The sequence below is a fragment of the Brunnivagina elsteri CCALA 953 genome, from assembly GCF_002289455.1.
Lineage (GTDB): Bacteria > Cyanobacteriota > Cyanobacteriia > Cyanobacteriales > Nostocaceae > Brunnivagina > Brunnivagina elsteri.
The window spans coordinates 1-24,671 of record NZ_NTFS01000045.1 but is presented as its reverse complement, the minus strand read 5'-3'; the positions used below and the strand labels follow the sequence as shown (position 1 = coordinate 24,671).

Here is a 24,671-nt window from a genome sequence, read left to right as displayed (position 1 = left end):
CGCTTGCGGGGAGGGGAATAAAATCATGTTCTCTCCTCGCTAGCGGGGTGGGGTAAAATTCTATGCAGCTTCACAAAGAATTGGTATTAATCCCTGAAGAGAATAACTTTGTTCACCTAACGTCATTCCCACGGAAAGCTGTGCTAACACACTCCTTTATGAATCTCTAAATGTCTCAAATTATCTGGATAGCAAGACACGCAAACCGTCTTGACTTCGTAAATCCTGATTGGTTTCTCACCGCAGAACGTCGTTACGATCCACCGCTATCTGAAGATGGGTTCCTACAAGCAAAACAGCTTGCAAAACGTCTTCAAGATGAGAAAATCCATCATATTTTTGCATCACCGTTTCTGAGAACAGTCCAAACCGCAAATACAGTTGCCGAAGTCCTCGATTTACCCATTAAATTAGAAACTGGACTAAGTGAATGGCTAAATCCAGAATGGATGGATGAAGAACCAGAACGTCATCCGATTCGCGAACTAGTGCAAATCTATCCCCGCATCGACACCAGCTATACACCTTTAATTGCTGCCAAGTATCCAGAAACAAATGCACAAGTTAGGGCACGTTCTGGGCAAACAGCCAGATGTTTAGCGACAGATTACTCACCAGAAAATATACTACTAGTGGGACATGGTGCATCGGTAAATGGTGCTGTATTAGGACTTGCAGGAACTAACACTTACCAAGCAGAAAAAGTTAGATTATGCAGCTTATTTAAACTAGTTCGCGAACATCCTGAATGGTGGATTGAACTCAAAGGTGATACATCACACTTAACAGAAATTGAAGAAATGGTTCGATTGAATTAAGTTTAAAATGGTTAGGATTTAATTGTTAATTATTAGGAAATTGAATACAGAGAGACGTGACATGTCTCGTCTCTACAGGATTTCCGGTTTTCCCCATGTATTTCATTTACCTGAAATCTCCTATGTCAAGGTCTAAAATCTAAAATCTAAAATCGCTATGAACTTATTACTAGCAGGAGATATCGGTGGGACAAAAACTATTTTACGTTTGGTTGATGCATCCGAAAAACCGATTTTACGCACCATCCACGAACAGAGTTACCGCAGTGCCGATTTCATCGATTTAGTGCCGATGGTGCGCGAATTTTTGACCACCGCAAACGCCGAAACACCGCAAAAAGCATGTTTTGGTATTGCTGGTCCTGTAGTAGATAATACAGCCAAACTCACAAATCTCGCCTGGTATCTGGATTGCGATCGCTTACAAGAAGAACTAGGAATTCCCCAAGTTTCCCTCATTAACGATTTTGCCGCAGTTGGTTACGGAATCTTGGGTTTACAAGCTCAAGATATATCAACCTTACAACCAGGGAAACCCCATCTCGAAGCTCCAATTGCCATAATTGGGGCAGGAACCGGACTTGGACAAGGTTTCCTCATCAAACAAGGCGAGTATTATTACGTGTATCCATCAGAAGGAGGACACGCTGATTTTGCTCCCCGTACTGAACTCGAATTTCAGCTACTCAAATACCTACTCGACAAACACGACATTCAAAGAGTATCAGCAGAACGGGTAGTTTCTGGACTAGGTATTTTGTCCATATACCAATTTTTGCGAGACAGAAAAATTGCCAGCGAATCCCCCGAAATTGCCCAAGCAATGCGAACCTGGGAACAACAAGCAGGACAGGAAAAAACCATCGATCCAGGGGCAATCATAGGTCAAGCGGCTACTTCGGGAAGCGATCGCCTTTGCGAACAAACAATTCAACTCTTTGTCGAAGCTTACGGAGCCGAAGCCGGAAATCTTGCCCTGAAACTATTACCCTACGGTGGATTGTACATAGCTGGTGGCATTGCCCCCAAAATTCTTCCCCTGATCCAAAAACATGACTTTCTCCTTCACTTCAGCCAAAAAGGACGAATGCGGAGCATCTTAGAAGACATACCCGTTCATATAATTCTCAACCAACAAGTTGGTTTAATTGGTGCTGCTATTTGCGCGGCTAGGTTATAAAGGATTGGCAAAGTAAGTGATATTAGCATCACCAAAAGCCAAATATATGACACCAATACTATTTCCCCAACATCTTTCTCTATTTAGAAGCAAAAAACGAAGCAAAAAACGAAGCGAAAAACGAACCAAAAAACCTATTCACTTTTTTCTCCCATTTCTCACCACAGCATTAATACTTGCCGGATTTGCAACCGTAGAAGCACGTTCACCTCGTCGGTTAGTCAAACCAGCACCCAAACCAGATGCAGCACTTTTGGAACAATATCGATGGAAAGTCTTTAACCCACCCGATGGACGTTTCACCATTTTGATGCCTGGAAAACCAAAGATGACGGCTCAAACCCAGAAAACATTTATGGGGGAAATCAACCTGCAAGTATTTGTAGCTCAACCTCCCAAGCAGGATGTCGCTTATGTTGTGGCATTCAACGATTTTCCCGATAGCTATGGGCAAATGGCGAACCCCGAAGAAGTACTTAAAAATGCTCAAGATACGGCATTAAAAACAACTCAGAGTAGTTTGCTCAATCACAAAAGTATCCGTAGTTCCAACGGACATCCAGGGCGGGAAATTGAATACATCAATGCTGGTGGCAAAATAACTAAAAATCGCATGTATTTTGCCGAAGGACGCTTGTATCAAGTAATGGTTGTAACTACGAAAAGGCAAAAACAGTTTTTAACAAAAAGTATTGCTGGATATTTAAATTCATTTAACGTTGTTTTAAAGAAATGAGGATAGATATCATTTATTGTTTTAATTGCAACATTTATAGCGGATAACAACCGAGTGAAAATTACTTTGTAAGGATGTAATGGCATTGCATCCTTATTTACTTATGTTTTATCTGGATGCTATGTTCCATAAGCTCCGCTTGTTGCGCTAGCAAACCGTAGGTTTATCGTTTAGTGCCTCCTGTGGAGAAGTTGGACTTTTAGCGGTAAGTTACACGGAGATATTTTTATAAACATTAAGAAATTCTAAAGAAAACTAATCTTCGCAAGATTTAATTTATACAGATTATATAATACGAGCTTAGTGACGAGAAATAGTTTATATTTTGACTTTGCTGTTGTGATAATTGTCGATAAAAGTAAATTTCATTATTCTAACACAAATGGTTTCCAAACTTTAAACTAAATAAACGCAAACTAAAAATATTATCAAATTGAGGGATTGAAAATTATGCGTTTTTACCAAGTATTAATAGCTGCAAATATTAGCCTGATGGTATTAGCAGGTTGTAATAGTTCCGAACAATCAAGCACACAAACTTCACCCACAGCTAGCCCAGCTTCTACAGTTTCTAAGGACACTGATTCCCAGGCAAATAGTACAGGTGTTAGTAGTTTGCTGGGAGTTGTTGCGAAAACAAAAACTGCTGTCAATAAAGGAGATTTTGTCACAGCTAAAAAAGAATTTGATGGCTTTGAAACTGCTTGGGGAAAAGTAGAAGATGGAATTAAAGCACAATCAAAATCTAAGTATGATGCAATAGAAAGAAGTCTTGATGCAGTGACAAGTTCACTCAAAGATTCCAAGCCTAATCAAGGAAAAGTTACTACTGCATTGCAATCTTTAGAAAAAGATATTAACACAGTTTCTAACTAGAATATTCTCTCATAGTCCCAAATATAATAGTGTCAAACTTAATTTTGGCGCTATTTTAATTTTGCATAGATATCTAGAAGTTTGTCGCCACTTTTTAGATAAATTCTGCTTAGTCGGATTAAATTTTAATTTTTCCATGCTAATAAGCAATCATCAAAATATGAACCGAACATTTCGTAAATATCATCGAGCGATCGCACTAATTATTTCAATCCCATTATTGCTAACTGTTCTCACTGGAATGGCTGTAACAGTAGTTCGAGAATGGTCTTTTATTAACACTGGAATCCCATCAAGAGTGATATTAAGTATCCACACAGGTGAAATCTTTCATTTAGCAGCAATTTATCCAATTTTAAACGGACTTGGCTTAATTGGCTTGCTCGTTACAGGTTTAAGTATGTCGAGTTTATTCAGAAGACGAAAAACACCAAAAGAATTTTGATTAAAACAAGTACTATAATTTGAGCAAAGTTAAAAACAATACACTCAAAATTAACGATATGACAGTAATTACATCAGCAGAAATACAAGAATATCAAGCACAACTAAAGGATTATCCAGATGTAGATGTAAAAGCAGCACTGGATGCGATCGCAAACAACAACGGCAATCTCGAAGCTGCATTTGCTGAATTAGCCCAAAAAAATGGTGAAGCTGGATTCCGTCAAATGGATTTAGAAGAATTAGCAAATAGATGTCGGGATACGGTTTGCAGTAAACCAACGGAAGATTTTCTCGGTTTGCTAAATTTAGTTGCCGGATTTTTGCCCCCTCCAGTTTCTTTAGCAGTTCCCGTTGCTTTGTTCATCCTCAAAATTGGTATCCGTAATTATTGCCGTATCCCAGAAGCTGCATGAACACAAACCCAATATTCTCATCTTAGAGGTTGTTTGAAAAGTCTCCTTCTATGTCATGCTGTAGCTTGCTACTTAACAGAAGCCGCTTGCGCGTCTACCCGCAGGGTGGAACGTTCCGCAATGCTTCACTCAGAATGACAAATTATACCTTCCCAAACTTTTCAAACATGCTCTTAGGAAATATCAAGAAATAAATTATTCCAAATAATTGTAGGGGAACCAACGGTTGTTTGCCCTGATTTGTATTACATCCCAACAGAAAGTACTATATTTAGTTGGGATGTTTTTTTATGGAAATATCTTAGTTTCTCTATCTTCAATGAAATCCCAATAATTAATTAAACAAATTTCCGAAAAAATTAATAATTGGTTTCCAAAAAATACCAGTTAGTACATAAGGTGCATACCTAAATAAAGGTAACGCATTGCGATCGTAATATTTCAATGGAGGTAAGAAATCGATTAAGAATGGTACTATACAAGTCAAACCATATGCAGTTGCTAATACCTCTGCCTGATTCAATCTAAGAGCATTACCAGGTAAAGGGCTGTGATAAATTCCCAGAGTAATACTCGCAATAATTAATAATTGATTCCACAAAAACAATACCTCTAATGGGAGCAAAAATAGAAACTTGGTGCTAGTTGTGTGAATCTTCTGCCGCATTCCCAATAAAACAGCCCAAGTCGCAGCACCAACTACACCATCATCCTTCAATCCATATACTCTTTGGAATCTTTTTACAGCCTTTTCCGTATGGTAATCAAAAATTCCATTAGGTTCTTTTTTCAGAAATTCTTCTTTTTTGAGAATAATTTGTAACTCTTTAATTGCATTTTGTTCTTCTGGTAATAAATCTCTAACACCACTGTATAACTTCGGATAAAAAAGACAAGCCCAAGTTAAAGCTCCGACAATTCCATCAACATAAAGATGATTTTTTATTTGAAATTCTTTAACAGCTTCTTCTGTGTCTAAGTCGAATTCACCAGTGACATTTTTCAAAAAACCTTTTTCTTGTAAAATCAATTGCAATTCATTGATAGCATCTTTAACATTCTTGGGAGTGAAGTCATAGTAAAGTATGGGACGCTTCGTGAATAGAAAGACTTGTTTTTCTCCAGGGAAATATGGCTTCTTCCCCCTAAAACTCAATAATAAACTTAGCGATTGTGTGATTCTATTAATCATTTTGGCTGTTCCTTATTTTTTACTAGCAAAAGAAAAAATATAGAATTATATAGTCATTAGACACTACTTTTTTTGGTGCTGAACTTTCACCGATGACTTCTTCTAAAAGTAAATGTTCAAAATCTTAATTTTGTGACATTGAGGCTAGTACTTTTATCTAGTCAATGCTCATAAAATGCACTCCAAATCCTTGATTAACACTGAGAATAGACAAAGAAACATAGTCTTTATGCTTTCAGTAAAGATTTTCAAAAATACTAAAAAACATTCAGTTTCAGCACCAAAATAAAATAACAAAAGGTCAACTTAATAATTAAGATAATCAGATAAATTATAGATAAGCAATCACACTGTGAGGAGAATGTTAGAAAAATGTTAGTGCAATGCGAAAACTTTGTTCGTTAAAATGTTTTTATTACAAAAATTATGACAGCAATATCAGGTGATATTTATGGCATCTCAGTCTGAACCTTGGAATATGCCGAAGTCTTGGGAACGCAAGATTATAAAGGACTGGGAAATAGACCGTCTACTGATGGATTTGGAAATTATAACGCAACAAAAATACAGAGATAATGCGAGAAAAGACTTACTTTTAGGTCTTTTATCTGGGTACGGCTTAAAAAAAATTAGTAAAGATTTAGTTAGGGATTATGCTGTTGTCCGAGGTGCGGTAAGTGGTATATATCGGGACATTGAGGCTTTAACGGGGGAAACAAATAAAAGCGTTCGGTCAAGTAATATAGCTTATACTCTTGAGAAACATGGTTATCGCCAAAACTCTTCTCCCGGAAATTCAATTATTTCTCCAATTCCTAACAACTTACCAGCACCAACCTATAGGGAATTTATTGGACGAGATGCAGAAATGAAGTTGCTATTGGAAAGACTTGCACCGAATCATGGTGCCCATATTATTACTCTAAATGGAATTGGAGGAGTGGGTAAAACAGCATTAGTTCTGGAAGCTGCTTATTTGTGTTTGAATGGGAATCCCGAAGCACCAAGATTTAATGCAATTATTTTCACCTCAGCTAAACAACAGGAACTCATTCATAGTATTTTGCGAAGACAACAGGGGCAAAGAAACCTGCGGGATATTTTTCGAGAAATTGCCTATACCCTCGATGAACCTGGTATTTTGCAATCTCCACCAGATGACCAATTTTATATGGTACGACAAATTCTTTCCCGGCAAAGAACGTTGTTGATTGTCGATAATATGGAAACAATTGAGGATACGGAAAAAGTAATTTCTTTTCTGTACGACTTACCAACCCATGTGAAAATCATCATAACTACAAGGGAACATATTGCCTTAGTTCCCATTAGCCTGAAGCATTTACCACTCAATGATGGCTTACAATTAATCCAACAGCAAGCCACAGAAAAAGGCTTAAATTTCAGTGAAGAAAATTCCAAGCTGATTTATCAAAGAACTGGAGGAATACCCCTTGCAATTGTTTATGCGATCGCACAAGTATATGATGGTTATTCACTCCAATTTGTATTAGAACGTTTGGCTCTAGCAACTGGGGATGTGGCACGTTTTTGCTTTGAACAATCAGTACAAAGCATGAAACAAAAACCACCCCACAAGTTGCTCATGTCCTTGGCAATTTACCCCGAACCTCCAATTCCTGCATCTGTGGGGGAAGTTGCTGGGTTAACAATGTCACCAGATTTAATTAATGATGGTTTGGCACGGTTACAAAAGCTTTCCTTAGTAAATTTGAACCAGGAAACAGGAAGATTTGAAATGTTGTCCCTAACCCGCGAATATGCGCTTGCAGAACTTGCAGCTTACCCTGAATTTGAACGGGAAGCACGTCAACGTTGGGTACAGTGGTATTTAGATTTTGCCCGCAGCTATGCAGGGGAAGATTGGGAACAATGGGTAGACTACGATAAGTTAAAGGAAGAAGAGGGGAATTTGCGAAATGTGCTTTATTGGTGCAAAGACCAAAATCGTTACGAAGCGGTCAGAGATTTGTGGTTATTATTAAGCCATTATGCAAATTTATATGCATATTGGGATGACCGTTTGGATTGGTTACAATGGTTAATTGAACAATCTGAAAGACGTGGGGAATGGTCGTATTTTGTCAGATTTATGATTCGTAAAAGTTGGCTTTTAATCCGTTTATGTTCGCAGGAAAGCCTAAATGAAGCTGAGGAAATTTTGCGAAGAGCTTGGATTTTACGCCAACATGTTAGTGACCAAATTCAAGCCGATTTAGCCGAAAGTATGGCAAGATTAAAAATTAGGCAAAAAGATATTACAGAAGCATCCGACTGGTTAAAAATAGAGGAAGAATTGGTGATAAGTAGCAATTTAGAACCGCGAAAGCATATTCGTTATATCATTCCCGTTCTTTATCATCAAGCTGAAATTTTATATCTACAAGGAGATTATCAAAATTCCCAAATATTTTTTGAACAAGTAATGGAAAGTGCGGAAGAAATTTCCTGGCATCGAGTTATAAATTCTGCCCAAAATTGGCTTGCGGATATTGCAATTGACTTGGATGTGAGAGATAAAGCAGAACAGCTATTAATCAAAGGTTTTACAGTTGCCGAAACTAGTAAAAATCAACGTCGTTTAGCTCGTTATCAACGTTCCCTAGCCCGTTGGGAAAAAAAATGGGGAAACCCAGAAAAAGCAAGGGATTTTGCCAATAAAGCAATTAATAGCTTCAGACATCTAGGTATGACAAGGGATGTGGAAACAGTAAAAAAATTACTCGATATTTGAGAATAACTAACAATTCTGGATAAATTTAGAGATATTACCCTAAATCTAGTTGAAAAAAATCTCAAATTAGATCGAGTTTTTCTGCATTTTGCCTGATTACCATAAATAATGATTATCTTGATTTTCTATTTAGAATTTCACCATAAATTGGTAAATTGGAATTATATTTTTGAACGTAAAACTTCTTCCAGGAACTCGTAAAACTATGACATATGATTATGACTTATTTGTGATTGGTGCAGGTTCTGGAGGATTAGCAGCTTCCAAACGCGCTGCCAGCTATGGTGCAAAAGTTGCGATCGCAGAAAATGATTTAGTTGGTGGAACCTGTGTAATTCGTGGTTGTATACCCAAAAAACTCATGGTTTACGGTTCCCATTTCCCTGCATTATTCCGCGATGCTGCTGGTTATGGTTGGAAAGTCGGTGAAGCTGAGTTAAATTGGGAACACTTTATTACCTCCATCGATAATGAAGTTCGCAGACTCTCCCAATTGCATATTGGCTTTTTAGAAAAAGCTGGAGTCGCATTAATTTCTGGGAGAGGTAAATTATTAGACCCCCATACCGTCGAAGTTGGAGACAAAAAATATACCGCAGATAAAATTTTAATCGCAGTTGGTGGTCGTCCCGTAAAACCCGATATGCCGGGATTTGAACATGGAATTACATCAAACGAGATATTTCACCTCAAACAACAGCCCAAACATATCGTCATCATTGGTGCGGGTTACATCGGTACTGAGTTCGCTTGTATTATGCGTGGTCTAGGAAGCGAAGTAACACAAATTACCCGTGGTGAAAAAATCCTCAAAGGCTTTGACGAGGATGTCCGCGACAACATCGAAGAAGGAATGAAAAAACATGGGATTAACTTAATTAGAAAAAACATTCTTAAACAGGTCGAGAAAGTCCCAGAAGGATTGAAATTAACTTTATCTGACGAAAACCAAGCACCAATAATTGCCGACACCTTCCTAGTCGCAACCGGACGGGCACCAAATGTAGATGGACTTGGTTTAGAAAATACTGGAGTCAAACTCATCGTTGATGCTGCCATTGAGGGACCAGGTTACAGCACAATGAAAGCGATCGCAGTTAATGAGTACAGCCAAACTAGTGAAGAAAATATCTACGCAGTGGGTGATGTCACCGATAGAATTAATCTGACACCAGTTGCGATCGGTGAAGGTAGGGCGTTTGCAGATAGCGAATTTGGTGGAAGCCGTCGTGTATTTAGCCATGAAGATGTTGCCACTGCTATATTTTCATCTCCCGAAGCCGCAACCGTTGGTTTAACAGAAGAACAAGCAAGGGCAAAATATGGAGAAGCAATCAAAATATTCAGTACAAAATTCCGTCCCATGTATTATGTATTGCCTGGAGTTGACGAAAAAACAATGATGAAATTGGTAGTTGACAGCAAAACTGACAGAGTTTTAGGAGCGCATATGGTAGGAGATAGTGCTGCCGAAATCATTCAAGGTGTAGCCATAGCTGTCAAAATGGGAGCAACCAAAAAAGACTTTGATGCCACTGTTGGGATTCATCCCAGTTCAGCCGAAGAATTTGTCACAATGCGGTAATTTATTGAATACAGAGAGACGCGATATATCGCGTCTCTACATTTGTAATTACGACATTTTTTAACCTTGTACTACATCTACCTTCACGGGTTTGCATCTAGCCCTAACTCAGTCAAATCCCAAGAAATCCAATCCTACTTTGCTAAACTGCAAATTGCGATCGCAAACCCCGATTTAAACGCAGGGGATTTTTCTCACCTCACTATTACCCGTCAATACAAACAAATAATTTCCTTATTTCCCCCCAATAAAACCCCCGTGACTCTGATTGGTTCCAGTTTAGGTGGTTTGACATCGGCACATATCGGCGAAAATTGTCCCCAAGTCCAACGTCTTATATTACTTGCACCTGCATTCGGTTTTTTGTCCTACTGGTTGCCGAAATTAGGAGAGGAAAAAATCCAACAGTGGCAGCAAGAAAAATACTTGAATGTCTACCATTACCGCGAAAAAGGCGAATTACCCCTACATTACGACTTTATTACCGATGCAGTTCAATATACTGAAGATAAACTAAAGCGTCCTATACCAACTTTAATATTGCATGGTGTTGACGACGAAGTTATTCCCATCCAAGCAAGTCGTGATTATGCAAATTCCCGTCCTTGGGTAGAACTAGTCGAATTAGAAAGCGACCATACATTAGGAAATGTAATAAATAAAATTGAACAAGAAATTTCACGCTTTTGTCAATTACCGTAAAGCTATATAATATTTAATCCTTGGTCAAAAATGCTGTTGTCAGGGGTCAGAATTCAGAAGTCAGAATCTAAAATCCTTTATGCTTCCCTATATTCGCCAAGATTTAGCCCAATTCAGCGCTTACAAACCTCACCCTGGTAGCGACTCAACCGAACCCGTTACTACCCAATACGATCGCTTAGACACAAATGAAAGTCCCTACGATTTGCCTACTGAGTTCAAAGAAAAACTAGCTTGGACTTATCAGCAACTAATTGAAACAAATCGTTACCCTGATGGTGGACATGAAGAACTAAAAAATGCGATCGCAGATTATGTCAATGAGTCGGCAAATCTTTCTAAATCGGCTTTTACATCTGAGAATATCTCTGTCGGTAACGGTTCAGATGAATTAATTCGCTCTTTACTAATCGCTAGCTGTGTTGGTGGAAATGGTTCAATCCTCGTCGCTAACCCAACTTTTTCCATGTACGGGATTTTGGCGCAAACTTTGGGGGTAAATGTAATTAATGTGGCAAGAAAAGAAGAAAATTTTGAAATTGATTTAAAAGCTGCCCAATCTGCCTTGGAAAATACCCAAAATCCTCCAATTAGGGCAATTTTTGTCGTTCATCCCAATTCTCCCACAGCCAATGCTCTGACAGATGCAGAAATTACTTGGTTGAAGAAACTGCCCGAACATATATTAGTAATAGTTGATGAAGCTTACTTTGAATTTAGCCAAAATACTCTCGTTTCCGAAATTCAAAAGCATCCCAACTGGGTAGTAATGCGGACGTTTTCTAAAGCTTTTCGTCTAGCAGCGATGCGGGTTGGTTACTGCATTGCCAATGCCGAATTAATTTCTGTTCTCGAAAAAGTTCGCTTACCTTACAATCTCCCCAGCTTTTCCCTTGCTGCTGCATTACTTGCTATCCAAAACCGCCAAATATTACTAGATACTATTCCTCAAACTATTGATGAGCGAGAAAAATTACAAACTACTCTCTCGCAGCAACCTCAACTAAAAGTATGGAATAGCGCAACCAATTTTATTTATCTAAAACCGCAAATTAAGGCTTCGTCTTCTAGTTCAATTTCAACCGAGGATTTTTTAGTCAATCTAACTCAAGAACTGAGAAGAATGGGCACTTTAGTACGTCACACTTGTGGAGGAATGAGAATTACAGTCGGAAGTCCAGAAGAAAATGCCCGCACATTAATTAGAATACAGACTGTTTTAGAAAAGTTATATTCCTAATATTTTATTTAAATATCCTCGATATTATCCTTCGATTTTACCGAAATATCAAACTTTTAGATATCTATGTTTAACCTAGTTTAATAATTGTATTTACCATCAACATGACTGCCCGAACGACGGACAATCGCAGCTGTTTGAGGTAGCACACCAACTAAAAAGGCAAATGCTTCATCAGGTAAACGACTCACCATCTCTGATGGAAAGTACTGTTCAAACTGTTCCAGAATCTTTTGAACTCGTTGTGCAGCAACCGAATTCTCTGTAATTTGCTTAATTAAACGAATCCATTGTCTTCTAATTAAATAAGCTTTTTGCCGCTCTTCATGGGTTTCTGGAGTCAATAATGAGAGATTTCCAATCGGTAAAACCCCCAAACAATCGCGATCGTAATCACCCCCAACAGCAGCTCCAGGACCTGCAAACTCCGCGTGATAGCGCTTAAATAGTATTAAACCATTCCGCCTGCGACTATTGACTACCAAGACTTTTCCACTATGCAACATTGTGAGGAATTCGGGGTACAACTGCTCTGTTCCGTTCGGAATGACTAAATATTCAAGGAAACTAGTGTCTGGGTAATAAATTGATACCATATAATCTTGATAGCGATAGTTTATTACGCTACCCGTGTGTTTTCAAATGTTTTCAACGTTTCGATTCTGGACGTACTATTTAGATACTAAATAACAAGTATTTAAAAGATTTCAAAATCCAGATCTTATAGTTATCAATACTTTCTGAATTATTCAAGTAAAGCTGACAATAAAGTGATATTTAATATTGCAGAATTACTTAGTAGTATTATTCTATGAGATTTAGTTACTTTTGTCTTGAATGGCACAACTTTTTTGTTAAAGTTTACATAAAGTTGAATATCCAGAATACAAAGTTAATGTAAGGAATCTTGTAAGTCTTTTTCGCGTGTTTTTACTGATGCCAGATACACAACTTACTTGATATGTGTAAAGGTTTAATATTTAGAAATCAGTTTGCGGTAAAGGACAAATTATTTAAAAAATCAAACATTAGCTTTAGTCTCCGAAGTCTTGAGTTTAGTAACTATATAATTTTATTAAGTGTTCGTTTATTAAATAGTTTTCTCTCGTAATTGTATTTCATAATTTATCTGACCAAACTTTTAGATAATAATTGAGATTACGAGCATAAATTTTTTGGTAAACATATTTATGAAATAATAAATATATTGTGAAATATAAAATACCAGATATTTGCATCAACAACTAGCTGAATCAAACAAACTTAAATATTATTTATATAAGAATTATAAATTATGAATTATGAAAATTATTGCCAGTCAGTTCTGGCAAGGTTATTTGTATTGCTGTTACCGAGAGGATGAGGGAAAAAATACTGGAAACATTGTCGGAAAGACTATGGAATAGGCTTCCGGCATTAAGCTCCGCTTATTGCATCGGTGGTGAGATGCTTGTGTAAGAGAATTTGGCGTGAGCGTCTAAAAACAACAGTATTGAGATTACCCTCAACTTTATGTACCCGGTATCCATGCTTAAAATATAACTGACGTGCTTGATAGTTACTTTCAATAACGTGGAGGTAAATATCTTGAAAACCCCATTCTTGGGCAAGTTTTTCGCATCCAGCAAGTAAATCAGAGGCAGCCCCTTGCCTGCGATAATCTGTATGTACAGCTAAATTCGACAAATAGGGAAAACTCTTAGCAACCTGTCCCCAGTTATCGCTAAAGCGCACCCCTAATTCGACAGTACCAGCCAAATTATTTGTTGTTGGATTTACATGAGTTGGGTTTGCATGAGTTGGATTTACATGAGTTGAATGAGAATCAACAGCTACCAAACAAAGATGGTGAGGTGCAGAAGATGTCAAGCGATGCCTCAAATCTTCATAAATACCCAAGCGTAATAGTGGGAAAGCCCATCCCCAAAAGCCATTTGGAGAATGAAAACTATCGGCAATAATCTGGGAAATGCCTTGTAAATCGGCAGATGTAGCTGCACGAACCTGGAAGCGACAAGACGCACTAGAATTCGTGGAAGTATCATGCTGTTGTTGAGATGGATGGAAAAACCAGGGTTTCAAGGTTAAGTTCGTGTAGTTGACGCAACGAAAATCTGTTCCAATATCCTAGAACACCAGTTTACTAAAAGGAAAACTCTTATGGGAATTAAACATAAAACTTTTTCTGGATAAGTGCAAGTAACTGACAAAAAATCTTGCCGAGAGATGGGATAAACAAGCATGTCTACACACACCAAAAATAATTAAAAATCCTCAATCTACCAAATATTGCCTTTGTTTCCTTAATTTCCCTAATGACATTCATAGCGATCGCTCAGTACAGTAGTCATTAACTTAAACAAATTAGCTAGTTATATGAGTATTGCTTATTCTTCTCAATGGGATTGTCCTTTGGTTTGCCAGCATTACAAAAGCCTTTACCCTAGTCTGGGGAGTAATTGTAGTTGCTAAATTTGTACTGGTTGTTTGACTAACACTATACTTTGCTAATTAATATTTCTTATACTTGTAATCTTTCTGACTCCAAAATGACCTTGTTTAATAAAATTTACCTGCAAGTGTTAGTGTTGGGGCTGAAGCGGGAAAACTTAATATGCGGATACAAATGGCTAGAGCTACTTGTCCTTGATGTTGTCCGCAACAGTAAATTTTCTTAGCTTGAGTGAGGTAAAGCCAAATTGGTAAACAAACGTTCGTTAAGAGGAACTCAAACGAATCACCAATAAAATTAGAGTGTATCAACGCAAACAGCAATCATCAAGGTGAAAAAAGGCTAAATCAAGTGAAAACAAGCTTTTGGCATCAGCAGTTATCTAGGAAACGTGTCTTTTCAGTCGAAATGTTCTGCTACCACCTACACTCAACTCAGTTTCATCCCAACTCAAGCAGTTTATTCTTTATTCAACTGCCGTTGCAGCAGGAAAACGGTGCATGAAATCCCAAGCAAACAGTAAGCCTAAAATTTTGGTTGTCGATGATGAACCTGACAATCTTGACTTGCTTTACCGCACCTTTTACCGTGACTACAAGGTGCTTAGGGCAAATTCTGGTCCTGCCGCATTGGATTTATTGGCTGATGAAGGAGATGTATCGGTAATTATCTCCGATCAACGAATGCCGATGATGAGCGGTACGGAATTTTTAAGTTTAACAGCTACCCAATATCCCGATATTATTAGGATTATTTTAACTGGCTACACCGATGTCGAAGACTTGGTGGAAGCAATTAATGCAGGTAAAGTATTTAAATATGTAACAAAGCCGTGGGAAGCTGAGGAATTAAAGGCTGTGGTTCGCCAAGCTTTGGATACCCATAATGTCCTCAAAGCCAGAACCCGCGAACTGACACGTACTTTGCGTCAAGAATCTTTATTAAATACCGTTACAAATACTATTCGCAGTGCCCTTGACTATCGGCAAATATTACAAACAATTGTCGATACTGTTGGTCATATGTTGGAAGTTGATGTTTGTCTATTACGTCCTTTTTGGGATGGGCAGTTGGCAGATGAGGGTTTTATTTATCAAAAACCAGTAGAAGCAATGGTTACGATAGAAGGGGGACAAAAAGTGATGATTTCGTCTTCCCAACCCTCCCCATCTGTGCTTGCAGAAACAGTATGGGAAACCCGTGAAGTTCAAGTAATTAATGATGTAGCTAACGACGATCGCATTTACGGTGATACTTCAGAACTAGTAGAGCGTGGGAATGCGTTTACGACGGCAAATATTAATTCGAGTGTAGTTGTACCACTAATTCTTCGGCAGGAATTAATGGCTGTATTGGCATTACACCAATGTCATAATAGTCGGGTTTGGGGCGATGATGAAGTTAAACTAGTGGTGATGGTTGCCGATCAAGCGGCTTTGGCGCTGTCACAGGCATATGCTTACGAACAAGTGCGATCGCTTGCAAAACGCGAGGCATTAATTAACACCATAACTACTGCGATTCGTTCGAGTTTGAACCAAGAAGAGATTTTTTCGGCAATTACCTACCAACTCGGACAAGCTTTACAAGTTGATGGCTGTGTGCTGTCGCTATGGACGGAAGAAGATGAGTATGTACGCTGCGTTGGTTTATACGAGAAAGTAGAAAATCCAGTTTTCGTAAGTTCTAATTCAGCAAATTCCAGTCAAGAAAATTCAACTATTAAAAATAGCAATTTACATCAGCAATTACCCCAGTCATCCTCACCAATTAAAGGGAATCCAATTCTGCAAGAAATGTTGCGGACACAGGAACCGGTAATAATAGGTGATATGCACGATTCTCCCCCAGAATTGAGCGGATTTGATTTGCCCCTAAGAGGGCGATCGCGTTCTTTGATGGTTGTACCATTATTGACAGATGGTAAAAGTATCGGCAGTATTACCCTGCGTCAAGACAACAAAGCGAGGAGATGGCAAGCATCGGAAGTGGAATTAGCAAAATCCGTTGCTGCACAAGCTGCAATCGCTGTACAGCAGTCGCGTTTGTATCAAAAAACCCTCGAACAAGCCGAACGTTTGCTGGAATCGGACAAGCAAAAAACCGAATTTTTCCAAAATATATCCCATGAATTTCGCACACCTATTACCCTAATTCAAGGTCCTTTAGAATCAGCAGTTGCCAACAAAGAGGGATTATCATATTCCCAAAGCGCGATCGCATTACGAAATTCTCGCCGCTTGTTACGTTTAGTCAATCAATTGCTAGATTTACAACGTCTTGATGCAGGGAAGATGCAACCAACTTTTCGTCCTTGCGACTTAATTGAATTTGTTAGCCAAATTATAGAATCTTTCCGTACCTATTGTGAGAAAAAAGGATTGCAATTAGTCAGCAATCTTCAAGAATCTCCAACGGTATATTTAGACATGGAAAAATTCGACAAAGTTGTATATAACCTGCTGTCGAATGCCATGAAATTCACCCCCGAAGGTGGTACAATTAGCGTTATTGTCGAATCAACAAGTGATAAGTGTGTTCTCCGAGTCAGAGATACTGGGATTGGCATTCGTCAAGAACAAATTCCCCACCTATTTGAACGCTTCCGTCAAGCCGAAGGTTCGGAAAATCGCTCCTACGAAGGTACAGGTTTGGGTTTAGCTTTAGTCAAAGAGCTTGCGGAAATTCATGGCGGTCATGTTACGGTTGAATCTGAATATGGTAAAGGTACTACATTTAGTATTTGGTTGTTACCTGGAAGCAAACATCTTCCCCCCGAATGCCTGCAAGATGCACCTGTAGAATTAAATAAGAGTCGTGCTAATGTCGAACTTGCTGATTTAGAACTAATTGAATCAGACGACAATAACGATACTGAATTAAATGATAATTTTGATAACTTTAATACTTCTGATGCCGTAATTCAAACAGGACACACTGTTCTAGTTGTTGACGATAACCCCGATTTGCGCGGTTATGTCTCCGGAATACTTCGTAACAATGGCTATAAAGTATACACAGCACGTAACGGTGATGAAGGTTTCCGCACAGCAGCAAAAATCCAACCAACTCTGATTGTGACAGACTTAATGATGCCATTAGTCACGGGATTAGAAATGATTGGGATGATTCGCAAAGAAGAGAAATTGAAAGGAACACCTGTCATTTTGTTAACTGCGAAAATTGATGAAGAAACCCGAATCGCTGGAACCGAATTAGGTGCTGATGCCTATTTAGCAAAACCCTTTAACGATCGCGAATTATTAGCAGAAGTTCGTAACCTTATAGCACTCAAAGCAAACGAACGAAGAGTTCTAGAATTAAATACTTACTTAACAGAATCAGTATTGCAACGATTTTTACCACCAGCTTTAGTCCAAAAAGCCGCAGATGGGAATTTAGTATTAGATTTACGACCGGAACCGCGTTTAATTACTGTGTTGTTTAGCGACATTGTTGGATTCACCCAACTCTCAAATACATTGCGATCGCGTAAAGTTGCCGAATTGCTCAATGAGTATTTGGAAATAATGACGCGAGCTATATTTAAGAATGGTGGAACCGTTGATAAATTTATGGGAGATGCTATTTTAGCCCTATTTGGTGCGCCAGAAGAACTTACACCGAATGAACAGGTACGACGTTCGATTAATACAGCCAGAGCAATGTTACAAGGGCTTGAGGAACTAAATCGACGTTGGCAGGAACAAGGTATATTTGATAGCGATGGGCGAAACGGCTTACAATTTCGTTGTGGCATTCATCAAGGTACAGCAGTTGTCGGGATGTTTGGAAGTGCTGAACGTGCCGATTATACCGCAATTGGTCCCAGCGTGAATATTGCAGCCCGGTTGCAGCAAGCCGCCACCCCTGGTAGTATACTTGTCTCCGCAGCAGTCGCAGATTACTTGCAAGACGAGGAAATTACTAAAGGTAGTCCGCTCGAATTAAAAGGAGTCGATGAAACAGTTTTAACCTTCGTTGTGACACCAGAAGTCGTCGCAAATCGCTAAAATGGTTCATGGTTAATAGTTAGTGATTAATAGTTTAGTGGTATTTGTCTCAATCAATACCGGATAGCGATTAATAAACAACGAATATAAAATAACCAATATAAAATAAAAATAGCGACTTTAAAGAGGCAAATGGCTGAATCGGTTGCCGATAAAACTCCAACTCCAACTGTATCAGTTCGGCAACATGTCGATCCACCCGGTTTGTGGATTGCCATTTTGTCGTGTTCGGTAATGCTTCATGCATCAGCATTTTTACTATTGCGATCGCTCACGTTTGATTCATACACTCCCAAAAAAACATCTACAGCAATCCCGATTGATTTTATCCAGGAGAGAAAAACCCGGATAAAACCAGGGATACGAAATGCACAAAAACTAAAATCAACCATACCAATCAAAACGATAACCCAACCTCCACAAGCACCAAAAATATCACCTCAAAAAGTCCAACCAGTGATTCCTGTAACTCCACAACAGGATGCGTTAGCGAAGCTTACCGAAGGTATCGCTTTTGCTAATCCTCGTATTGCCAAAAAAAGCACTACCCCAATCCCAAAAACTAATCCAAAAACTAATCCAAAAACTAATCCAAAAACAAAACCTCCCATCAAGCAACAAGTAAAAAGCCAATTAGAACAGCAATTTCAGCGAGAAATTGCCCAACAGCAACGTCAGCAAAAACTAGCAGAACAACAATTCCAGCGACAAATTGCTGAACAAGAACGTCAGCAGCAATTAGATCGACAACAACGTCAACAAAGAATTACGCAACAAGAATTAGCAAAGCAAAAACTTCAGCAGCAATTAGAGCAACAACAACGTCAACGGGAATTAGAAGAAAGGCAGCAACAACAGCGTCAACGGGAATTAGAAGAACAGCAGCAACAACAACGTCAACGGGAATTAGAAGTACAGCAGCGACAAAATAATGCTGATCGAGAAAAATTACCATCTCCTCCGAATATTGATAAAACAGCACCAGGTAGAGGCAGAATAATTAAACCGGGAGAAGACATTGCGACTGGAGAAGGCAAACCTCTAGATGGTAATGGAGGATTTTTGACGGCAAATCTTTCTGTTCCAGGTAAAGAAGAACAGGATCGAGTATTAAAAGTCACTCTAAACGGTTCCTACGCAGAGCCATTAATTAACAGAAAAAAATCATTGCGATCGCTCGATGGAGAACTAATTACACAGCCAATAAACTGCCCTGTATGGTTGTTCATCAATGAGCAAGGTACAATATCCGAACCTCAACCTGGTTCTCCCGGAATCTTAGCGATACCCAAAGGTATATCGGAACAACAAAGGGTAACATGCCAGAAATATGCTGAAGAATACTTTAAAGATGCAAAATTTAAACCTGCTGTAGACAAAGATGGCAAAAAACCACCCATGAGCCAACTACTGGTAAATATTACAATACAACCAAATGTCGGAGGTAATAGGCGATCGCAATAAAACACTTGATTTTTCTTTGATAACAATGCTATTATATATAAGTTGAAAATTTTATTAAGTTAAAAGCTTACAAATTCGCTCGCGGGTGTAGTTTAGTGGTAAAACCTTAGCCTTCCAAGCTAATGATAGGGGTTCGATTCCCCTCACCCGCTTATTAGTTTGTATATCAGACTTTTTTAGTCTTTATTAATGCCTTTGGAAACCTGCACGCTACACTCTCAAAGAGAGGTACGGAGGATAAATAATACCTCCAATCGACTCCATCAAGAACCAAAAAATTTGATTAGAGAACTCCACAGAAAGAAATGCTCAATGTCATGTCATTCTGTAGCTTGCTTCCCGTAGAGTAGCGCGTAGTTTACTTCTCCGTTTCGGAGTACGTTCCTTATAGCATGTTTGAAAAGTTTTAGGATGTATAAATTGTCATTCTGAGTGGAGCTTTGCGGAACGTACGCGCTACGCGTTGCCGCAGGCTAGAATCTAGAGTTTAGCCTACGTACTGAGATGCTACCCTACGGGAAGTCTTTCGCCTACGTTCCTCAGCATGACATAGAAGGAGACTTTTCAAACACCCTCTTAGCATGACAACACAGGATCATTCATTTTGTGGCTTACTCTTATTATTTTGCAGGTCAAAATTTGGTAGATACCCTGCCTTAATAAATCGTTATTATTCACCCATTGCAACTTTTACCTTCTGGAATTCCAAATTTTTGGCACCAGTCAGAATTGCCCCATCCCACCTTACATCACAAATATCAGCACCAAATAAATTCACTCCCATCAAATTTGCACCAGATAAATTTGTGTCGCAAAGAACAGCTTTCTGTAAATTACTACCCATCAAATTTGCACCGCACAAATCAGCTTCACGCATACTAGCTGCTGTAAAGTTAGCAAAATATGCTTCACTATGATGCAACTTTGCTGCATTCAAATTAGCATTTAGTAAATTAGCGCCATTTAGATTTGCACCATACAAATTAGCACCAATCAAACCCGTATTATTCAGGTTTGCTTTACCAAGTTTAGCACCTTGCAAATTCGCCAAAAATAACTTTGCCTTGGATAAATTAGCAACCTTCAAATTAGCCGATCGCAAATCAGCTTTGTAAAGATTAGCACTAGACAAATTCGCACCACGTAAACTTGCCTTTGACAGGTTGGCAGTTTGTAAATTAGCACCGCAGATCCAGGCACGATTTAGATTAGCTTTGTTCAAATTAGCACCACGTAAGCTAGCTTTATGTAAATTAGCTTCGTATAAAATAGAACCAACAAGTTGGCAATTATCAAGAGTAGATTCAGTTAAATCAGCACCCCGCAAATCAGCACCACTCAAATCAGAGCCACGTAAATCTAAGTGCTGCAAGTTAGCTCCCCGCAAATCAGCACTACGAATATCCATATTGCGAAGATCGAGTTTGTTATGTCCCGTATCTTTGAGGGGGTTTCGTCTAGCAATAACAGTCAAAGCAGTCTGAATATCAGTAGAAACTCGTACTTGTTCGTTTTCGGGATCCAATCGCAGGTTTTGCGTTACAGCATTTTCGCGAACAAAAGCTGTTAAAATTTCCATAACAGTCCAGTGCTGTTGGGAAGATTCGCGAGCTACACCCTCCAATGCATAAATAGCACCAGTGCGTGTGGCAACGCTTTCGTGTCCTAACTGGGTAATAGCAGTCATAAAACCCTCTTTAACCAAACGCTGTTGCGCGATTTGAGTAGTTCTCATGTTAATTTCATTACTTTTCTCTGCTGCGATCGCACTTCTACCCATCGCTTCTGCTCTCTTAGCTGCATAATAAGCATTGAGCATCACTGCAAACCCTAAAAAGAAGGTTGCGCTAGTCATCAACGCTTGGTTCGTTGCTTCGATTTTTTGCCGCTCCGATAATTGGCGGTTTTTAGCCAAAAACAGCGAAAATAAACCAGGTGATATGGTAAAAATTGCTGCGATCGCAATTAACCGACTTTTCAAAACGTCTGTCTTATTCGCAGACATAGCAGAAGTATTCCTCAAAACACAGAATTACTACGTATACAATTGGGAAAATGAATATACCATTTATCTTGAAATTTCAATATCTGCCCATCGGAACAACTAACAATGCGGTTGCTCAATTTTACGAGATGAGGCATTTTAAGACTTCGATATTAATACCGAATTAATACTGAAAATAGTCCGTAGCAACACCTGATGAGGATAATCACTAAATAATACTTCACTATTCAAATTAGTAACAGTACTTGCGTAAAAAAAAATCATGCATCAATTGATATTTTCAGTTTTGTATTGTCCAGTTTTGTATCCCTGAGATTTGCACCATCTAAATTTGTACCATCCAGATTTGCACTAGTTAAATTTGCAAGAAATAAATTCGCTTGATACAAATTTGCCCCTGTAAGATTTGTAGCAACTAGATTCGCAGCACCTAAAATTCCTTGTGACAGGTTTGCTTGACTCAAATTAGCACCCGATAAATTTGCTGCACTCAGTACAGTACCACATAAATCCGCTCGAATTAAACTCACTCCAGCCAAGTTTGCTCGATATAAAATCACTCGCTGTAGGTTTGCATTATCTAAATTAGCTCCTCGAATATCTACGTAACTCAAATCAAGCATTTCTGGGTTTAAATCTGGACTTAAATCTTGACTTAAATCTTGACTTGCATCCCTTCTTCCGATTACCGTAAGTGCAGCCTGAATATCAACTCTAATGGTTGAAGTCTGATTTGAACTATTCTTTAATAATTCCGAACTTTGGAATCTTTTTTTGTATTCAGTTGAAGCTAGACTTCGCACAAAGTTTGCGAGGATTTGCATTCCTTCCCAATGAAACTGAGGATGAAACAGAACAATTTCTTCTAACTCGTAAATCGCGAATACACGAGTTTTTAGTTCTTTAGTAGCTAATTGTTTAATAGAATGTTTAAAGCGATGTTTCTGCATCATCCTTTGATTTATTTATATTATTTCTCAGCAAAAAAAATCTGGACAATCATAGTAGATACATACTTAATTAAGAAGTAGACACTAATAATTACCATTAATTGCATAATGTACGCTTCCGTAAGTACAAAAAATTTATACCAACTAAGATTATATAAAAAAAGATTAAAGATTGTCAAAGTTATCCGGATTTGAAGCAATAATACCAGAAAGATAAAACCGACAAGTAAGTATCTACGAAGTCTAAACAAAACCTACTTTGTGATTAAATTTGCTTCCTATATTTTTCTCCGGCGAAGTAAAAATATATTTTAGGGATGCAGCGAGAGCGAGATTTAGGATGAGATTCACATCCCCGATTTCTGGGGATATTATAGATGTAACATATCTAGTTTGTATAGGTTTTCAGGTACTATCATTGTACGGTAATTGCAACCTGAAATCTCCTGTATTCGATATATTAGGATATATTATTACTCAAAATTATCATTGAAATTTATTTTTGAATCAAATGTACCAAAAATCACAAACTACAAAAAAACTGCTTTTAATTGGTGGAGGTCATAGTCATGCAATAGTACTGCGATCGCATATAAATAATCCACTTCCAAATATTAATTTGAGCTTAATTTCTGAAAACTTAGAGACTCCCTACTCAGGAATGTTACCCGGACATATTGCTGGCTTTTATACCCATGATGAATGTCATATTAATTTGCAGCATTTAACTAACCTTGCTGGAGCAAAATTCTATATTAACCGAGTAATTAACTTGGATTTAAACAATAATAGAGTATTTTGTGAAAACCTGCCACCGATAGACTTTGATATTTTATCAATTGATATTGGTAGCATTCCCGCAAGTCTCACAGTTACAGGAGCAGAAGAATATGCAATTGCAGCAAAACCGGTAAAAAGATTATTAGCTGAATGGGAAAAATTATGTAATGAAATTCAAGATTATCAATCATCTGTACGCATAGGAATAGTTGGTGGAGGTGCTGGTGGAGTTGAATTAGCTTTAGCAATGCAGGCAAAATTAACTAATGAAAGAGAATTAGAAATACACTTGTATAATCGCGATCGCAATTTAATGTCTAGCTATGATTATTCTATCCAAAAGTTGATGAAAAAGGTTTTGTTACGGCGAAATATTAAATTACATTTAGGAGAAACTGTATCAAAATTAGAGAAAAAGTCAAAGCAGGGAAACATAGATAAAATTAACTTAACTTGCGAATCTGGGTTGAGTTTGGAGTGCGATCGCATTTTTTGGGTAACGCAAGCTTCAGCACCACAATGGTTAACAACAACCGGATTAACAACAGACAAAAAAGGTTTTATATTAATTAATAATAAATTACAATCTGTATCCCATCCTCATATATTTGCCTCTGGAGACATTGCAACAATGGTAAATCATCCTCATCCAAAAGCAGGTGTCTTTGCCGTTCGTCAAGGCAAACCATTATTTAATAATCTGCGAAGGTATATATTCGGTGAAACACTAAAAAGCTATATTCCCCAGCGAGATTATTTAAGTTTAATTGGTACTGGTGATGGCAAAGCTGTGGCAAATCGCGGTAATTTCACATTACCACCGAGTCGATTATTATGGTTTTGGAAAGATTGGATAGATCGGAAATTTATGCAGCAATTTAAATAAACAAGATTCTTAAGTCTTTCCATTTATTTTCCCCCCTTGGCTCATGGGGGTTAGGGAGGATGATTTCCGGGATATGAAGGGAAATCAGACTTGCGTGTACAGTGTAGCCCTTTATAAGGGGGAGGGAACTGTATTTCTAGCTTCTCCCAAGGGGCTGCGGTGTAGACATAAGTACTC

18 protein-coding genes and 1 tRNA gene are annotated in these 24,671 nt (G+C 38.3%); 14 read left to right on the top strand and 5 right to left on the bottom strand.

Translation table 11 applies throughout. The features are described from left to right. Positions 1 to 170 precede the first annotated feature (170 nt). From CK510_RS06375 to CK510_RS06350, 6 genes are all read left to right on the top strand, one after another. Positions 171 to 818 carry a histidine phosphatase family protein gene (locus CK510_RS06375; RefSeq protein ID WP_095720899.1) on the top strand — a complete coding sequence of 216 codons (648 nt, stop codon included), beginning with the start codon at positions 171 to 173 and terminating at the stop codon, positions 816 to 818. A gap of 157 nt (positions 819 to 975) precedes the next feature. After that, positions 976 to 1,998: a glucokinase gene (locus tag CK510_RS06370; protein WP_095720898.1), complete on the top strand. Its 1,023-nt coding sequence runs from the start codon at positions 976 to 978 to the stop codon at positions 1,996 to 1,998. A gap of 46 nt (positions 1,999 to 2,044) precedes the next feature. Further along, positions 2,045 to 2,734, top strand: coding sequence for a hypothetical protein (locus tag CK510_RS06365; protein WP_245911868.1), 690 nt, complete (start codon positions 2,045 to 2,047; stop codon positions 2,732 to 2,734). Positions 2,735 to 3,184: 450 nt separating this feature from the next. Next, positions 3,185 to 3,610, top strand: coding sequence for a DUF4363 domain-containing protein (locus CK510_RS06360; RefSeq protein WP_095720897.1), 426 nt, complete (start codon positions 3,185 to 3,187; stop codon positions 3,608 to 3,610). Positions 3,611 to 3,770: 160 nt separating this feature from the next. Beyond that, on the top strand, positions 3,771 to 4,055 hold the full coding sequence (locus tag CK510_RS06355; protein WP_095720896.1) for a peptidase: 285 nt from the start codon (positions 3,771 to 3,773) through the stop codon (positions 4,053 to 4,055). Positions 4,056 to 4,113: 58 nt separating this feature from the next. Then, the gene (locus CK510_RS06350) at positions 4,114 to 4,470 is read left to right on the top strand and encodes a hypothetical protein (RefSeq protein ID WP_095720895.1); all 357 of its coding nucleotides are present in this window, start codon (positions 4,114 to 4,116) and stop codon (positions 4,468 to 4,470) included. Between the two features lie 334 nt (positions 4,471 to 4,804). On the opposite strand, the gene CK510_RS06345 is transcribed toward CK510_RS06350, so the two are convergent. Beyond that, positions 4,805 to 5,662, bottom strand: a complete 858-nt coding sequence (locus CK510_RS06345) for a peptidoglycan-binding domain-containing protein (RefSeq protein WP_095720894.1) — start codon at positions 5,660 to 5,662, stop codon at positions 4,805 to 4,807. Between the two features lie 451 nt (positions 5,663 to 6,113). On the opposite strand from CK510_RS06345, the gene CK510_RS06340 reads away from it, so the two are divergent. The 4 genes from CK510_RS06340 to CK510_RS06325 all read left to right on the top strand — a co-directional run bounded on the left by CK510_RS06340 (position 6,114) and on the right by CK510_RS06325 (position 11,944). Beyond that, positions 6,114 to 8,417: a tetratricopeptide repeat protein gene (locus tag CK510_RS06340; protein ID WP_095720893.1), complete on the top strand. Its 2,304-nt coding sequence runs from the start codon at positions 6,114 to 6,116 to the stop codon at positions 8,415 to 8,417. Between the two features lie 205 nt (positions 8,418 to 8,622). Next, positions 8,623 to 10,002, top strand: coding sequence for a glutathione-disulfide reductase (gene gor, locus CK510_RS06335; protein ID WP_095720892.1), 1,380 nt, complete (start codon positions 8,623 to 8,625; stop codon positions 10,000 to 10,002). Positions 10,003 to 10,068: 66 nt separating this feature from the next. Then, positions 10,069 to 10,704, top strand: a complete 636-nt coding sequence (locus CK510_RS06330; protein WP_095720891.1) for a YqiA/YcfP family alpha/beta fold hydrolase — start codon at positions 10,069 to 10,071, stop codon at positions 10,702 to 10,704. 79 nt (positions 10,705 to 10,783) lie between these two features. Next, positions 10,784 to 11,944: a histidinol-phosphate transaminase gene (locus tag CK510_RS06325; RefSeq protein ID WP_095720890.1), complete on the top strand. Its 1,161-nt coding sequence runs from the start codon at positions 10,784 to 10,786 to the stop codon at positions 11,942 to 11,944. An 80-nt stretch (positions 11,945 to 12,024) separates the two neighbouring features. On the opposite strand, the gene CK510_RS06320 is transcribed toward CK510_RS06325, so the two are convergent. Together CK510_RS06320 and CK510_RS06315 are read right to left on the bottom strand one after the other, a co-directional pair. Then, positions 12,025 to 12,540, bottom strand: a complete 516-nt coding sequence (locus tag CK510_RS06320) for a hypothetical protein (protein ID WP_095720889.1) — start codon at positions 12,538 to 12,540, stop codon at positions 12,025 to 12,027. An 820-nt stretch (positions 12,541 to 13,360) separates the two neighbouring features. Beyond that, a complete protein-coding gene (locus CK510_RS06315) occupies positions 13,361 to 14,026 on the bottom strand; it encodes a GNAT family N-acetyltransferase (protein WP_095720888.1) in 666 nt (221 codons plus the stop codon). A gap of 870 nt (positions 14,027 to 14,896) precedes the next feature. Here CK510_RS06315 and CK510_RS06310 point away from each other — a divergent pair. The 3 genes from CK510_RS06310 to CK510_RS06300 all read left to right on the top strand — a co-directional run bounded on the left by CK510_RS06310 (position 14,897) and on the right by CK510_RS06300 (position 20,025). Further along, entirely contained in the window at positions 14,897 to 18,409 is a 3,513-nt protein-coding gene (locus CK510_RS06310) for a response regulator (RefSeq protein ID WP_095720887.1), read from the top strand. Positions 18,410 to 18,541: 132 nt separating this feature from the next. Then, positions 18,542 to 19,873, top strand: coding sequence for a hypothetical protein (locus CK510_RS06305; protein WP_095720886.1), 1,332 nt, complete (start codon positions 18,542 to 18,544; stop codon positions 19,871 to 19,873). Positions 19,874 to 19,954: 81 nt separating this feature from the next. Next, a tRNA-Gly gene (locus CK510_RS06300) sits at positions 19,955 to 20,025 on the top strand. 518 nt (positions 20,026 to 20,543) lie between these two features. Here the strand turns inward: CK510_RS06300 and CK510_RS06295 are convergent. Continuing rightward, on the bottom strand, positions 20,544 to 21,878 hold the full coding sequence (locus tag CK510_RS06295; protein ID WP_095720885.1) for a pentapeptide repeat-containing protein: 1,335 nt from the start codon (positions 21,876 to 21,878) through the stop codon (positions 20,544 to 20,546). 260 nt (positions 21,879 to 22,138) lie between these two features. Then, positions 22,139 to 22,831, bottom strand: a complete 693-nt coding sequence (locus CK510_RS06290; RefSeq protein WP_095720884.1) for a pentapeptide repeat-containing protein — start codon at positions 22,829 to 22,831, stop codon at positions 22,139 to 22,141. Positions 22,832 to 23,339: 508 nt separating this feature from the next. On the opposite strand from CK510_RS06290, the gene CK510_RS06285 reads away from it, so the two are divergent. Continuing rightward, positions 23,340 to 24,494, top strand: a complete 1,155-nt coding sequence (locus tag CK510_RS06285; protein WP_095720883.1) for a slr1591 family oxidoreductase — start codon at positions 23,340 to 23,342, stop codon at positions 24,492 to 24,494. The last annotated feature ends 177 nt before the right edge of the window (positions 24,495 to 24,671 follow it).